The 14134-nt window shown below is 44.8% G+C and carries 13 protein-coding genes; 10 read left to right on the top strand and 3 right to left on the bottom strand.

Annotation, left to right across the window (positions count from 1 at the left end; all coding sequences use genetic code 11):
* Window positions 1-3: 3 nt before the first annotated feature.
* Window positions 4-801, bottom strand: coding sequence for an ABC transporter ATP-binding protein (locus P343_RS27850; RefSeq protein WP_023510116.1), 798 nt, complete (start codon window positions 799-801; stop codon window positions 4-6).
* 704 nt (window positions 802-1505) lie between these two features.
* Here P343_RS27850 and P343_RS27845 point away from each other — a divergent pair.
* The 3 genes from P343_RS27845 to P343_RS27835 are packed head-to-tail and all read left to right on the top strand — an operon-like array spanning window position 1506 to window position 4169.
* Window positions 1506-2276 (top strand): ABC transporter ATP-binding protein, encoded by a 771-nt coding sequence (locus P343_RS27845; protein ID WP_023510115.1) that lies wholly within the window; start codon window positions 1506-1508, stop codon window positions 2274-2276.
* Window positions 2277-2325: 49 nt separating this feature from the next.
* Window positions 2326-3147 (top strand): ABC transporter permease, encoded by an 822-nt coding sequence (locus tag P343_RS27840; RefSeq protein WP_023510114.1) that lies wholly within the window; start codon window positions 2326-2328, stop codon window positions 3145-3147.
* A 17-nt stretch (window positions 3148-3164) separates the two neighbouring features.
* Window positions 3165-4169 (top strand): ABC transporter substrate-binding protein, encoded by a 1005-nt coding sequence (locus P343_RS27835; RefSeq protein WP_023510113.1) that lies wholly within the window; start codon window positions 3165-3167, stop codon window positions 4167-4169.
* A 220-nt stretch (window positions 4170-4389) separates the two neighbouring features.
* Here P343_RS27835 and P343_RS27830 read toward each other — a convergent pair whose 3' ends face one another.
* The gene (locus P343_RS27830; protein WP_023510112.1) at window positions 4390-5373 is read right to left on the bottom strand and encodes a YeiH family protein; all 984 of its coding nucleotides are present in this window, start codon (window positions 5371-5373) and stop codon (window positions 4390-4392) included.
* 101 nt (window positions 5374-5474) lie between these two features.
* Between P343_RS27830 and P343_RS27825 the strand changes: the two genes are divergently transcribed.
* A complete protein-coding gene (locus tag P343_RS27825; protein ID WP_023510111.1) occupies window positions 5475-6344 on the top strand; it encodes a LysR family transcriptional regulator in 870 nt (289 codons plus the stop codon).
* Window positions 6345-6497: 153 nt separating this feature from the next.
* Here P343_RS27825 and P343_RS27820 read toward each other — a convergent pair whose 3' ends face one another.
* A complete protein-coding gene (locus tag P343_RS27820; RefSeq protein ID WP_031263923.1) occupies window positions 6498-7880 on the bottom strand; it encodes a hypothetical protein in 1383 nt (460 codons plus the stop codon).
* Window positions 7881-8076: 196 nt separating this feature from the next.
* On the opposite strand from P343_RS27820, the gene P343_RS27815 reads away from it, so the two are divergent.
* The 6 genes from P343_RS27815 (at window position 8077) to ybaK (ending at window position 14110) form a co-directional block, all read left to right on the top strand.
* Window positions 8077-9450 (top strand): MFS transporter, encoded by a 1374-nt coding sequence (locus tag P343_RS27815; protein WP_023510109.1) that lies wholly within the window; start codon window positions 8077-8079, stop codon window positions 9448-9450.
* Window positions 9451-9561: 111 nt separating this feature from the next.
* Window positions 9562-10515 carry a TerB family tellurite resistance protein gene (locus P343_RS27810; protein ID WP_031263922.1) on the top strand — a complete coding sequence of 318 codons (954 nt, stop codon included), beginning with the start codon at window positions 9562-9564 and terminating at the stop codon, window positions 10513-10515.
* A gap of 79 nt (window positions 10516-10594) precedes the next feature.
* On the top strand, window positions 10595-11257 hold the full coding sequence (locus P343_RS27805) for a M15 family metallopeptidase (protein WP_023510107.1): 663 nt from the start codon (window positions 10595-10597) through the stop codon (window positions 11255-11257).
* Between the two features lie 37 nt (window positions 11258-11294).
* A complete protein-coding gene (locus P343_RS27800) occupies window positions 11295-11891 on the top strand; it encodes a DNA-3-methyladenine glycosylase (protein WP_023510106.1) in 597 nt (198 codons plus the stop codon).
* A 494-nt stretch (window positions 11892-12385) separates the two neighbouring features.
* Window positions 12386-13435 (top strand): PTS sugar transporter subunit IIC, encoded by a 1050-nt coding sequence (locus P343_RS27795; RefSeq protein WP_023510105.1) that lies wholly within the window; start codon window positions 12386-12388, stop codon window positions 13433-13435.
* Window positions 13436-13627: 192 nt separating this feature from the next.
* Window positions 13628-14110 carry a Cys-tRNA(Pro) deacylase gene (gene ybaK / locus P343_RS27790; RefSeq protein ID WP_023510104.1) on the top strand — a complete coding sequence of 161 codons (483 nt, stop codon included), beginning with the start codon at window positions 13628-13630 and terminating at the stop codon, window positions 14108-14110.
* The last annotated feature ends 24 nt before the right edge of the window (window positions 14111-14134 follow it).

Genomic DNA, 14134 nt, shown 5'->3' with positions numbered 1-14134 from the left:
TAATCACACCTCTTTGACAATGGAAACAAAGTCTTCAGCAATTTGTGCGTGCTGATGAAACCCGGTCAGCTGATTGAAAATCTCCTCTAATGTTCCCTCTTTATTTTGAGCTTTCAATTCTTCGAAACTTCCATCCGCAGCAATTCGTCCGTCATAGAGGAGCACAATGCGATGACTGATTTTCTCAACGATGTCCATGATGTGAGAAGAATAAAAGATTGTTTTTCCTTGCTCAGCAAGCCGGGCAAGAATTTCTTTAAATACCAGTACGCTGTTCGCATCTAATCCGCTCAGAGGTTCATCAAAAAATAACAAGTCCGGATTATGGAGCAAGCTGGAGATGATCAGCACTTTTTGCCGCATACCTTTGGAGAATGAAGACAGGCGCGCGTCAAATGCGTCGGCGAGACCAAACTGATCCATCAGAAGCCGCCCTTTTCGTTCTGCCCTCTTTTCATCGATACCGTAGCAGCCGCCAGAAAACACAAGATATTCCCGAGCAGTCAGCATATCGTAGACTTCCGCTGTCTCCGGAACATAGCCGATTCGTCCTTTGTAAGCAACACCGCTTGTGCGAATATCCTCACCAAAAAGAGAAACTTTACCGCCGTAGCCTTTCTGGAGACCGAGCATAATACGCACGGTCGTGCTTTTTCCAGCACCATTGGGTCCAATATAACCGATAATCTGCCCACGCAGGACTTCGAGGTTGATCCCTTTTAAAACGTAATGCCCTCCATAGCTCATCGTCAAATCTTCCATAGATAAAATCACTGAATGCTCTGCGTTGATTGTCCACATCTCCCGTCCTAAGTATTTAATATTTAACTATAGGAGTCTGTTCAAAAAGGAGACAAAAAGAGCCGAGAAGGTCAAGGAAACGCCGTTTCGAGCACCAGACGTACTTCTACAGGATGTAGTGACTTCAACGTTGCGTACAGGACGTACGCGGTCTTAGTTGAAGTTCTCCTGTTAATACGTGAGGAGCGGAGAAACAAGTTGACACAGAACTTCCGCAGGATGCGGTGACTTCTGCGTTATGCACAGGACGTGCATGATTTTAGCAGAAGAACCTTCTNCAGGATGCGGTGACTTCTGCGTTATGCACAGGACGTGCATGATTTTAGCAGAAGAACCTTCTTACCTTTTTCCCGGACTTTTTGAACACCTTCTAAGGTTAACACGTATCGAGAGCCTTTTCCGTGAACTATATCCTATTTCCAAAAAAGAAATGCCTGAATGATGACAAAGGACAAACATGACAGGATCTATTTTTTTATTACATCATCAATTGTGTGTCACGGCAGGTGCCCAGCGCATATATCAATATCAGAGCCCAAATTTATTAACTTAGACGTAAAAAGGATGGACGGTCAATCCCGCCGTGAGTGTTGCCGTTCTTCAATCGGCTTGATCTTGGACTTGATTCGAAAAGGCGGCGGAAAAGAAAAATAATGATTTGTCCATTTTTAATCGCGCAAACCACAAAAAGGATGTGGTCATAGGTGAGCGAGCTCAAGATTGTGAACTGTAGCAAGTATTACAAAAAAAACGGTGAACCGATGTGCGCCTTGGAAGAGACCGACATGCATGTGGAAAACGGTCGTTTTGTCAGCATCATTGGACCGAGCGGTTGCGGAAAGTCAACGCTATTTAATATCGTGGCCGGACTCATCAGGCCGTCGAGCGGTGAAGTGCTTCTTGATGGGAAAGACATTACCTGTGAGAGCGGGCATGTCGGGTACATGTTGCAAAAAGATCTGCTGTTACCCTGGCGGTCGATCCTCGACAATGTCATTATCGGCCTGGAAATTCGCGGAGTCCCAAAAAAGAAAGCACGCGAGCGGGCGCTTCCTATGCTTAAAAATTATGGACTGGGCGGCTTCGAATACGATCATCCCGATGCATTGTCCGGTGGGATGCGACAGCGCGCTGGCCTGATCCGCACACTATTGTACGACCAAGATGTCATTCTGCTCGATGAACCGTTTGGAGCGCTCGATGCGCAAACGCGTATGCAGATGCAGAATTGGCTCCTACAGATTTGGAAAGATTTCAAGAAAACGATTCTGTTTGTTACCCATGACATTGATGAAGCGATCTATCTGTCAGATGAGATCTACGTGTTTACCCATCGGCCTGGAAAAATCAAAGCAAAAATAGAGGTGGAGCTGCCACGCCCGCGCAATGAGAAGACGTTAATGGACGACCGCTTTCTGACATTAAAAAGAGAACTGCTTTTGATGCTCGGAGAGGAACGTGTTTCATCTGAATAAGCCGTTACAGATTATAGAACGGGCAAAAAGATGAACGGAGGTGAAACCTATGCCGGAGAAGCTGAAAAACAAAGAAATGATCATTGAAGATCCAAGCGTTGAGCAAACAAAATTACGGCGCCGTGCATTTGCCGGACAGATTTTGGTTGGTGTTATCATCGTTTTCTTTTGGGAGTTCCTGACACGAATTGGCTGGCTGGACAGCTATTACTGGAGCAGCCCGAGCACAATTGTCCGAACGGGCTGGACAGCGATTACACAAGGAACTTTGTTGCAGGATCTAGCCTATACATCAGGCTCCACTATTCTTGGCTTTATTTTAGGAACTGCGGGGGGCTATTTACTCGGTTTATCTTTTTGGTGGTCGGCACTTTATTCAAGAATTTTTGAGCCGTATATGATTGCGTTTAACGCCATCCCGAAACTCGCACTGGCGCCGGTGCTCGTTATTATGTTCGGTATCGGCTTTGATTCGAAAGTGATTCTCGCTTTCCTGATGACGATTATTGTAGCAGCAATTGCCGCATACAGCGGTGTGCAAAACGTCGACCCCGATCTGGAGAAAATGCTGGTTTCGCTTGGAGCAAAAAGACGGCATGTATTTATGAAGGTTGTCGTTCCCACCACGATTCCTTGGATTGTCAGCATTCTAAAAATTAATATTTCGCTTGCGCTCGCAGGCACAATTGTTGGTGAATTCATCAGTTCGAGACAAGGCATTGGCCGCATGATTCTCTATGCCGGCCAAGTGCTCAACATTGATCTCGTCTGGGTCGGTGTCGTTGTTCTTTCTTTATTATCGATTGTCATGTATTTGGGTACCGTCTGGCTTGAACGCGTGCTCATGAAAGGAAGAACCCCAAAATCATAATCGGAGGGATATGTACGATGAAAAAAATGAAATGGGTGCTGAGCGTACTTTTAATGGCGGCACTGGTACTGAGTGGATGCGGCACGCAGCAGTCTAAAACAAAGAAAATCGTGATTGCCGAACCTGTGCACTTGATCGCTTATCTTCCGTTATATGTTGCGGATGATGAAGGCTATTTTAAGGATGAGGGATTGGATGTTAATGTGATTACGGCGACAGGGGGCGCACATGTTACCTCCGTTGTCAGCGGTGATGCTTGGGGTGTCATTGGCGGACCGGATTCTAATCAGATTGCGAATAATAAGAGCAAGGATCCAATCACTTCCGTGGTGAATGTTGTCAACCGCGCCAATGTTTATCTCATGGCCAATAAAAAGCAAAAATTAACAGGTAACAGCAACAAGGATCTTGCCGAATTTATGAAAGGGAAAACGATCGCAGCAGGACGCTATGGCGGCAGCCCGAACCTGTTGACCCGTTACTTACTGTTGAAAGTCGGCTTAGATCCGAACAAAGATGTGAAATTGGATGAACCCGCGGATGCCGCAGCAGTCGTCTCGCTTGTGTCGCAAGGTAAAGCGGATATGGCTAATGGCGCAGAACCGCAAATCAATGAGGGTATTAAAAAAGGTGCTTGGGGCGAACCGTTCTACGGCTTTCCAAGTCTCGGCGATTATGCGTATTCGGTGATCAGTGTCAAAGCCTCAACGATTAAGAACGATCCGAAAACTGTTCAGAAAGTTGTCAATGCAATGCTCAAAGGTTTGAAGGTTGTCAATGAAAACAAAGCTGAAGCCTACAAAGTGCTTAAGAAAGAATTTCCGACAACTCCCGATGCCAGTCTTCATGCAGCGATGGATCGTGCGTACAAGGATAATCTCTGGAGCAAGGACGGCTATATCACAAAGGCATCAGTTGCCAAACCTATGGACGTTTTGAAAAAGACCGGCATTTATACCAAAGGCTATAAATACAGCAAATTGGTTGACATGGAATTTGTAAACAAAGCCCATAATAAATAAGTAAAAGAGATAGGTCCGGGCGACCGCACGCTGTTTTTAGGCCGTTATTAATGACCATTGGCCATTTTCGGAGTAATGCTCTTTGCGGCTGCTTAAGTAAGAGTTTTAGTTCAGAAAAACCAATGCCGGAGATAAGCAAATGGCTCAATAAGTGTCGTTATAGCAAATCAATGTAAAAAAAGACTGTTTCCGCAGGCAAACCTGGAAACAGTCTTAATTTTTACAGCCACTGGATGACAAGGGAGGTGATTGACAAAACGCCCCAACAAATAAATCCAAGCACGATGGATTTACCGCCGTTTTTTATAAGTTTCACGACATTAGTGTTCAGCCCAATGGAGACCATGGCCATCACAATCAGATACTTTCCACATTGCACTAGAACATTGATCGCTGCTGTTGGGATTGGCAAAAAAGTGCTGATCACAGAAGTCATAACGAAACCAAGCACAAACCATGGGAAGATTTTTGAAAAATGATACCCGCTTTGTTTTTTCTGTGCTGTTTTCCGTGAATAGTAAAAGGCAAGCACCAGTGTGACGGGCACGATCATCAGGGTCCGTGTCAGTTTGACAATCACAGCAAGATTGCCTGCAGCGTGACTAAACGTATAGCCCGCTGCCACAACTGACGACGTATCATTGACTGCCGTCCCTGTCCAGAGTCCGAAACTTTGATCATTCATACCCATGACATGTCCGAGAAATGGAAAGAGGAAAGCCGCCATCACATTAAAAAGAAAAATGGTGGATATTGCATGAGCCACTTCTTTTTCGTTCGCATCGATTACCGGCGCGGCGGCCGCAATCGCGGACCCCCCACAGATGGCAGTGCCTACCCCAATCAGGGTCTGTATTTTCCCCTCGATTCTCAACAGCTTTCCGGCGATATAAGCGGTCAGAAATGCGGCTGCCAGTGTAAATATCAGTAACTCAAGCGTCTGCCCCCCTACCTTAATAATGTTAAACAGGTCGAGTCCAAAACCCATCAGGACAACGGAATATTGCAGCACCTTTTTAGATGTATATTTGATTCCGTCATCGAACAGGACAGGCCTTCTCCAAAAGGAGGATAGTAGCATACCTGACAAAATACCCAGAACCGGACTGCCGACAATCGGGAAAAGAGTTCCGATCAGATAAGCAGGTAGTGCAATGACTGCCGCTAATACAATGCCCGGCAGTGTTATTGTGATTTTTTTCACGTGATCACTCCTCATGTCGGTAATTATATGACTTGTACATGGATAATTAAAATATTATTATTTTATTATTATAATAAGTAATTAGTTATGGAGGATAAACGGTGACATTCAGACATCTGCGAATATTTATCACGGTCTGTGACTTATTAAACATGACGGCAGCCGCTGACGCTCTCTTTATGTCTCAGCCTGCTGTCAGTCAGGCTATCTCAGATCTCGAAAAATATTATGGCGTGCGCCTCTTTGAACGGTTATCACGAAAACTATATCTTACACATGCCGGAGAAAAATTATTAAGCTATGCGCGTCAAATGATCCGAATGAGCAGGGATTCCGAAATCGAGATCCGGACGCTGAATGAGACAGGTACAGTCCGGATCGGCGCGAGCGTTACTGTTGGTGCCTATGTACTGCCAAAATTGGTGAGCGGTTTTCAAAAGTCGAATACTCAGGTAAAAGCAGAAGTGATTGAAGACAACACCGCTCAAATTGAAAAACTGATTCTTCGCGACCAGCTGGATCTCGCACTTGTTGAAGGCGAAACAGTCTCATCTGATCTGATCCAGAGACCTTTTACTGAAGATGAACTGGTGCTGATCTGTGGCAGGCAGCACCGTTTTGCTCCGCTTCCTGAAGTCGAACCGCATGATCTAGAGAAGGAGCCGTTCATTATCCGTGAGAAGGGGAGCGGCACACGGAAAACGTTTGAAGACGTGATGACCGGTGCTTCGTTGTCATGGAAAGCGATATGGACATGCAACAATGCCGATTCAATTAAGATGGCCGTTTCTGAGGGATTGGGCATTTCTGTCATTTCAGAGCGTGCGGTTAAAAATGAGGTCCATTCCGGTTTACTGTGCGTCAAAAAAATCAATGGATTGCGTTTTAAACGTCAATTCAAAATCATTTATCACAAAAACAAATACCTGACACAATCGATGCAAAAATTTATTGATTTATGTTTTAAATAGTATAAAGTCTGTTCGAAAAGGAGGACAAAGGGATAGGTTTGCGGGCTAAGAATGCAACATCATGCCGAACGGCTCCCATCCTTGGTGTCGCAAGAAGATCAAGGTGACGCAGAGATTCGCTGATCTTTTTTCTCGGACTGTTCGAACACCCTATTAAAGAATGGAGTAAATACACTGCACGAACACAGTAAGCAATGCAAGGTAAAGCATCGTGAACGAAAAGTTCCAATTAGATAATGTGAAGGGCTTTTCATCGATGAGGCTCGACATCATGCCGAGTGTCGCGTTATAGGGACCCATCAAGAAGGCAGGTATCGCGCCGCCCAGCATCGCGACAGTGACAACAATCGGAGACTGATGGAGCACTTGAGACCGGAGTGCCTCTGAAATCAACGCTAGCCCCACAGCAGGATGTAAGCCGATGAAAGCAAGCGCAAACGGAATGAATGGCAGAACCACTAAAAAGACCCTAAGCCCTGTGACCTGGATCAGCATGTCCACCCATTGGGTAACAATCGCGTCGGCATGAGAGACACGTAATGCGGTAATAAAAAATCCGGCGGTTAGAAAAATAAAAAACTGATTCTGCATTTTGGGAATATAGGTTTGAAAGTGGTGTCGAACACCGGAGAAAAAAGGTTTGGCCTGGCCGATCAATGCGCTCCAAAAATAAGCGAACGGGAGGACAATCAGGCTGACCAAAAAGAGGAAACTAACGTTAAAATAGTGATCAAGAAGTGTAATTATCCCGTTCAACAAGAGGATCGCTCCAGCGATGTGCAGCAGCTTTGCAGAATGATATCCGGCTATGGTTCCTGATTTGGAGACTGCAATTTCTTTTCGGGTCTTTTGCCAATGGCCGTTCATGAAGCGAGGAATCCGGTTGGCTGTTCCCCAGTCAAGCAAAAGACCACCAATGCTTAAAAGAAGCAGATAAGGGAGTACTTTCGAGTAGGCGGTTCCGGTCAAGTAAAGAACGGTACCGACAATGGGTGTGATCGGACTCCACAGCAAAGGCATTGCATATCCATGTGTAATTGCCCGGCTCAAGTAGCGATTTTTATTCGTAATTGGGAATTGGGAAACGGATGAATAAATCGACTGATAAGTCATTGGTAATGCTGCGAGATTCATGAACGAACTGAAGAAAAAGGAGATTCCGGAAGTGAGGGCATAGAACTGTTTCGGGCTGTTAATTTTTTGTTGGATTAGACCACGCACTTCATCTGAATAGTGCCCATAACGAATAGGAAGCGACAGGATAGGTATCAGTGCAAATAACGTGACCATTTGGATCATTTCGCCGAAAGATGTCACGAAATGGATCACTTGGGCATGACTGAGAAAAAGCATCAGACTGCCGGCACTTAGAAAGAAACCTCCAAATAGCAAAGCCAATCCTCTAACATCTCGTAAACTGACGCAAACCTCAAGCATACACAGAGCAGAAACGGAAACTCGAATAAAATATTGGCTGGGAAATAGTGACGAGAGTATATAACTTAGGATTGCCAATAAATAAATCGCGCGGCTCAATAAATACACCTCCAATCCGATGATTTATGATGAATTGTGTTTCAAAGCACCTTTATGTACGAGAGGATAAGACGGTCTTATTAACTTGCGCAACCTCGAAAAAAATACTACTGTGGTAATTAAATAACAAACGTGAATACGAAACGGTGGGGACAGGACGAAAATCCGAAAGCTCCATTGAAAGCGGGTGGAGAAAATGACGAAGGTGAAAAAAGGGAGCGCTATTTTTATTGCAACCATTGCGACCGGAACGATACTGAATCCATTGAATTCGTCAATGATGGCACTCGCACTCCATAGCATTCAAAATGATTATCAGCTTTCCTTCGCCACGGTATCCTGGCTTATCTCCGGGTTTTATCTGGTCAGTGCAATTGGCCAGCCGATCTCTGGGAAAATCGGTGATTTGATTGGCAGAAAAAAGTTGTTTCTTACCGGCTTGCTTATTGCTGCGCTCACCTCGATCGGCGCACCGCTCGCACCTGCTTTTGCACTGCTGCTTCTAATGAGATTGCTGCAAGCAGCCGGAAGCAGTTCCGTCTATCCGTCCGGAGTTGCGCTTGTTCATGATCATGTGCCTCATGAGAAACAAGCCACATCACTTGCCATTCTGGCGATTAGTGCTTCCGTCATGACGGCCTTTGGGCCAACGGTCGGAGGATTTCTGATTGTCTGGGGCGGCTGGCAAAGCATCTTCTATGTCAATCTTCCCTTCATTTTGTTCAGCTTTGCTCTTGGCTGGTTCGTGATCCCAAGAGATGTGAAAAAGAAAGAGATTAGTTTTAAGACAGTAATTGCTCGTCTTGATCTTACTGGCATCGCTTTATTTTCAGTCGGAATGATTAGTTTGTTGTGGTTTTTACTCACATTGGAGGAAGCCGTCAACTACCTCATTCTGATTGTTGGGATTGTCTGTTTTGCTATCTTGATTCTCCATGAATGGCGTTCCGGACAGCCTTTTATTGATGTTCGTCTTTTGAAGCATAACCACAAGCTGTCTGTGGTTTATTTGCTTTTTATTTTGTTGAATATCGATAACTATTGTCTTTTTTATGGGATGCCGAGCTATTTTCAAAGCGGGCTGCATCTGAGTGTGCGGATTAGCGGTGCAATGATGTTGTTCATGTCTATGGCCAGCGTGGTGGTATCGCTGCTTTGCGGTCGGTGGATTGAACATCGGGGAACATCGATGCCGATCAAGACCAGCACGATGCTGACAGTCTTAGGTTCTTTTCTTTTACTCTTTGTTTCGGACAGTGCGTTTTGGGTGATTAGCGCAGTGCTCATAATTCTAGGAGCAGGCTATGGTATTGGAAATGTGGCACTTCAGGCGACAATGCTTGATGCTGCTCCAAAAGACGCAGTCGGGACATCATCCGGCTTATTTCAAACCTGCCGATTTATTGGATCAATTGGTGCAACCGCCGTGCTCGGGTTGATTTTTGGCAAAACGGTTACCCAGAGCCATCTGTTCGAACTTTCTTGGGTTCTGATTGTTGTCAGCGGGATTGCGCTTCTCATCAGTCTGTTCTTCTTCAAAAACACACGTTTTTACATACAAAAAAATTAATGGTTAGTGGACGAACTCAGCACGTTTGTACATGAATTAAGGAGAATTTTGCTATTATTATATAAAGAAACGCTCAGGAAATAGTGAACCGACAGAAAGGTTTGATCGCATTTGGCATGGAGATTGTTATTTGGCATCATTGTAGCTGTTCTCGCAGCGGGAAAGAAAAGAAATGTGGTGGTTTGGTTCATTGCAGGTTTCATTTTACAATGGATTGCACTAATCATCATTTTGATAGTACCGAACGCGACTAGTGGGCGCATTTTTCGTGGAAACAGGAGGAGCGGCGAAGGAATACAATGGCGCCGCAAAGTTTCAGGCACATGTCCATACTGCGGCGGACACGTTGCGTTTGATGATATTCCAGGTAGCTGGACCTGTCCTAATTGCGGGCAAACCTTTACATACAGTTCAGATGGCAATGTCTATAAATCAAAAGAAGACACGCTCATGCCGCAGATTGAATGGATCGTTAAACTTTTTGCCAAATTGGCAAAGAAAGATGGCGTTGTCTCAGAAAATGAAGTACGTCAGGTCGATCAGATTGTCCGGCAGGCATTTCAGCCGACAAAAGCGCAGCTTCAGCAAATCATGGCGATTTTTAATGAATCCCGTTATTCGGATGAATCGTTTGAATCGATCGCGCGAAATCTGTATGCATCGGTAGGCGGTCATCGAGATATTCTTATCGATACAGTAACCGCACTTTTCGCTATTGCCGCCGCCGATGGGGCGCTTCGCCCGGAAGAAGAATCAATGATTCGTTCGGCTACGTCCATTTTCGGGTTCGGGAATGAATATGACACGATCAAAGCACAATTTTTTGGCAGAGCATCCGGAAGCAATACACATGAGATGAACCTGGATACATGTTATCGACTTCTTGGCTGCACGCCTAGTGATTCCGATCAGGTCATCAAGAGGAACTACCGGCAATTGATTAAAGACAACCATCCAGATCGCTTGATGAGTCGCGGGGCGTCTGAGGCAAGCATCAAGGAAGCAAACAATAAGGTCGCCGAAATCAAGCGGGCCTATGAGCAGATTATGACGGCTCGTGCGTGATCAAAAAAAGAGAAGACACTTATGAAAGATGTAGGTGTACTTCTTGCACTTTTTAAACCGAACGATTGAGGTGTCATAAATGAGTGCATTACAAAAACTGTCGAAGCAAGAAGAACCCTTGGTTTCAATGGCAAATTGTTCGTTAAAAATTAACATATATCCTTCCTATTTTTTGCAAAAAATACCTGGAACATCGGATGATCTGTTTCTTCGGCAGGGCGTTGCGGATAAGATTATTGAAATTGCAGAACACCTTCCCGAAGGGTTGTTTCTCGTTTTGATTGATGGCTGGCGTTCCATTGAAACCCAACGCTACATCTATGATCAGACGATTGTCCAATTTCGCGAAGCAGGGTATTCCGAGGAGAAAATACAAAAGGAAATATCAGATTTTGTCGCTTTTCCATCACGAGATCCGTTCAAACCTGCACCGCACTATACGGGTGCTGCAATCGATCTGACCTTATCTGACCGAAACGGATGGCTTGAGATGGGAACAGATTTTGATGATTTTCACCAAGAAGCCTATCTAGATTTTTATGAAGACAAGAAGAATCTCTCGGAAAAAGAAAAATTAGCAAAAGAAAACCGGCGATTTCTCAGAGAAAAGATGGAGAATGCAGGATTTACGCATAATCCGACCGAATGGTGGCATTATTCTTATGGCGACCGTACATGGGCGCGTGAAAACGGGACAGATCCGCTCTATGGAGGAACCGAATTGACATTTGGTCCGAGTTGATAGAGGGCACCGCACTGATTTTTTTCGGAGGACAAATATGATCGATCAACCTTTGCCAATTGAATTTTATAAACAACCAACACAGGATTTAGCGAGAGCCTTGCTCGGATGCCTACTTGTGAAAGAGTCGGCAGAAGGAACAGCATCGGGGTATATCGTTGAAACAGAAGCCTACATGGGTGCCGAAGACCGTGCGGCACATAGTTTTGGCAACCGGCGCACGAAAAGGACGGAAATCATGTTTTCAGCGGCGGGACACGTCTACACATTTATGATGCATACGCACACGTTTGTCAATGTTGTCAGTGGTCCGCTAAATACGCCTGAAGCAATTCTGATACGGGCGATCGAGCCCTTGAATGGTCTTGATCTGATCGCCGCGAGGAGAGGGACGAATAAAAAGCCTGTAGAGTGGACAAACGGACCGGGAAAACTAACAGAAGCGTTAGGCATCACAAAGGATGATTACGGACGGTTATTTACAGAATCACCGCTCTACATTGCCCCAGGCTATCAGCCGGAAAAAATTTTAAGTGGTCCGCGTGTAGGGATCGACAATACCGGTGAGGCACGCTTCTACCCTTGGAGGTACTGGATTGCAGATAATCCGTATGTTTCAGCGACACGGAAATAGTGTTAAAAAAGCTGACGTAAAAGGCTTTTTGGTGTTGCAATTATGACCTGGTCACATTTAACAGAAAATTTTAAAGAAAAATGTGAGATAGGTATTTACAACTTGAACAAATTCTGATAGTATCAGTGTCAACCACAAAAAGTCAGAAAAACAGGAAGTGAGAGTAATGGCACAAGTCGTCAACAACATACGAGTGAAAGGCTTGATTCGAATTATTTTGCGATTGCGCACATGAAGGACTGAAACAAAAACCATTTAATTGAAATGGAATTGTTTGAGTCCAGCTTATCTTCGTCAAAAATAGGCGCTCAAGCAATCGCGAAGAAGCGCCTATCCGAGAAAATCACGGATGGGTTTTTTTATTCGGATTTTTCGTATAGGTGTTGGTTGTACTGGGTCTGTTGTGTCATGTTCTTCTTAAATAGTACCTTTTGTGGCGGAATATTTTGATTATTGAAATCATAAGAGAAAAAATTATTAAGGAGCGAAAAAGGATGAATGCAGAGAGGAAACAGAAAATGAAGGATTATTTTATGGATCGAATGTATAAGGCTTCGGCGGGGATTGCAAACGCGATTCTGGTAACATTAGGTATCGGGCTTCTCTTTGAAACACTGGGCAGATTCACGGGTTATCATCCATTTATGGTTATTGGTGGGGCGGCTAAAGTATTGCTCGCACCAGCAATTGGCGCAGGTATTGCTTATCAGTTAAGAGCAAATACATTGACGATGTTCAGTGCTATGGCTTGTGCGGCAGTAGGAGCAAACGCGATTGTTATTCAATCGCCAGCGCCAACTCAAGTCTTTACGATTGCAACCGGACAGCCGGTCAGCGGTGTAATCGCAGCCTTGATCGCGATCTTCATCGGTAAAAAAATCAGTGGAAAAACTAAATTCGATATGATGGCAATCCCGTTCTTTTCCGTTCTTGTCGGAGGTATCTGTGGCTATGGACTTGCATTGGTCGTTACACCTGCACTGAACCAGGTCAGCGCAATGATCACGCACTCCGTTCAAGGTTCACCACTGATCGCATCAATGGTCATTGCACTGGTTTGGAGCGTCTTCCTGATGTCACCAGCTTCTTCAGCGGCTCTAGCGATTGCACTTCAGCTTGACCCGGTTTCAAGTGCTGCTGCGCTAATTGGATGTACCGTGCAATTTGTCGGATTCACTGTTATGTCATTTAAAGAAAATGACTTTGGTGGTTTCTTTGCTCAAGCGTTTGTCACACCTAAAGTGCAGTTCCCTAATCTCGTGAAAAATCCGAAGCTCGTTGTTCCACCATTCGTTGCTGCCATGGTGAGCGCACCGATCGCAACCATGCTCCTTCATTTTCAGGTTCCGTACGAACTTGGCGGACTCGGTCTCAGTTCATTCATCGCTCCGTTGAACATACTGGCCATCCAAGGTTTTAAAGGTCTGCTCACATTTGTTGTTGCAGGCATACTGATTCCAGGTGTAATTACCATTGTACTCTACCGTGTGATCAAGCTCTTCGGCTGGGTTAAAGCAGGCGACCTGCACATGGAAGTGCAATAATAGAAAGACCTTCATTAACTTACAGAGAGAAAATACTGGACCGCAGCGATCAAAGGATGTCGCTGCGGTCTTTTTTATTGTTTTTTTTTCGCCAGCAGATTGTTTTACACTGCGATTGCTCTCTTGGTGGTTCTGCATGTTTTTAGCGGCTGTGTTAGAATGAACAGGAAAATGAAAGGGAGTATGATCATTATGGCGAAAACCAAAGCGAAAACTAATGCCATGCGCCTGCTGGATTCCGAAAATATCCCCTATAAAATACAAACCTATGAAATTAGTGACGGATTAATTGATGGTGTTTCTGTTGCGAAAAAAGTGGGGGAAGATCCAAGGAATGTTTTCAAAACACTCGTGACTCAAGGACATAGTGGCACGCTGTATGTCTTTGTTGTGCCGGTTGCCGAGGAGCTCAATTTGAAAAAGGCGGCTGCCACCGTTGATGAAAAAAAGGTTGAAATGATTCATGTCAAAGATATTCAAAAACATACAGGTTATGTTCGCGGCGGCTGCTCTCCGATTGGGATGAAGAAGGAATATCGGACAGTTATCGACGTATCTGCACAAACGATTGATCATATTGTCATAAGTGGCGGAAAAAAAGGGATGCAAATCATTTGCGATAGTGCAGATTTAGTGAAAGCAGCACATGCTGAATTGGCAGATATCATTAGATGACAGATGTTCTGATCCAATGATGCA

The sequence above is a fragment of the Sporolactobacillus laevolacticus DSM 442 genome (genome assembly GCF_000497245.1).
GTDB classification, from domain to species: Bacteria; Bacillota; Bacilli; order Bacillales; family Sporolactobacillaceae; genus Sporolactobacillus; species Sporolactobacillus laevolacticus.
This window is presented reverse-complemented; position numbering and strand designations above follow the sequence as displayed.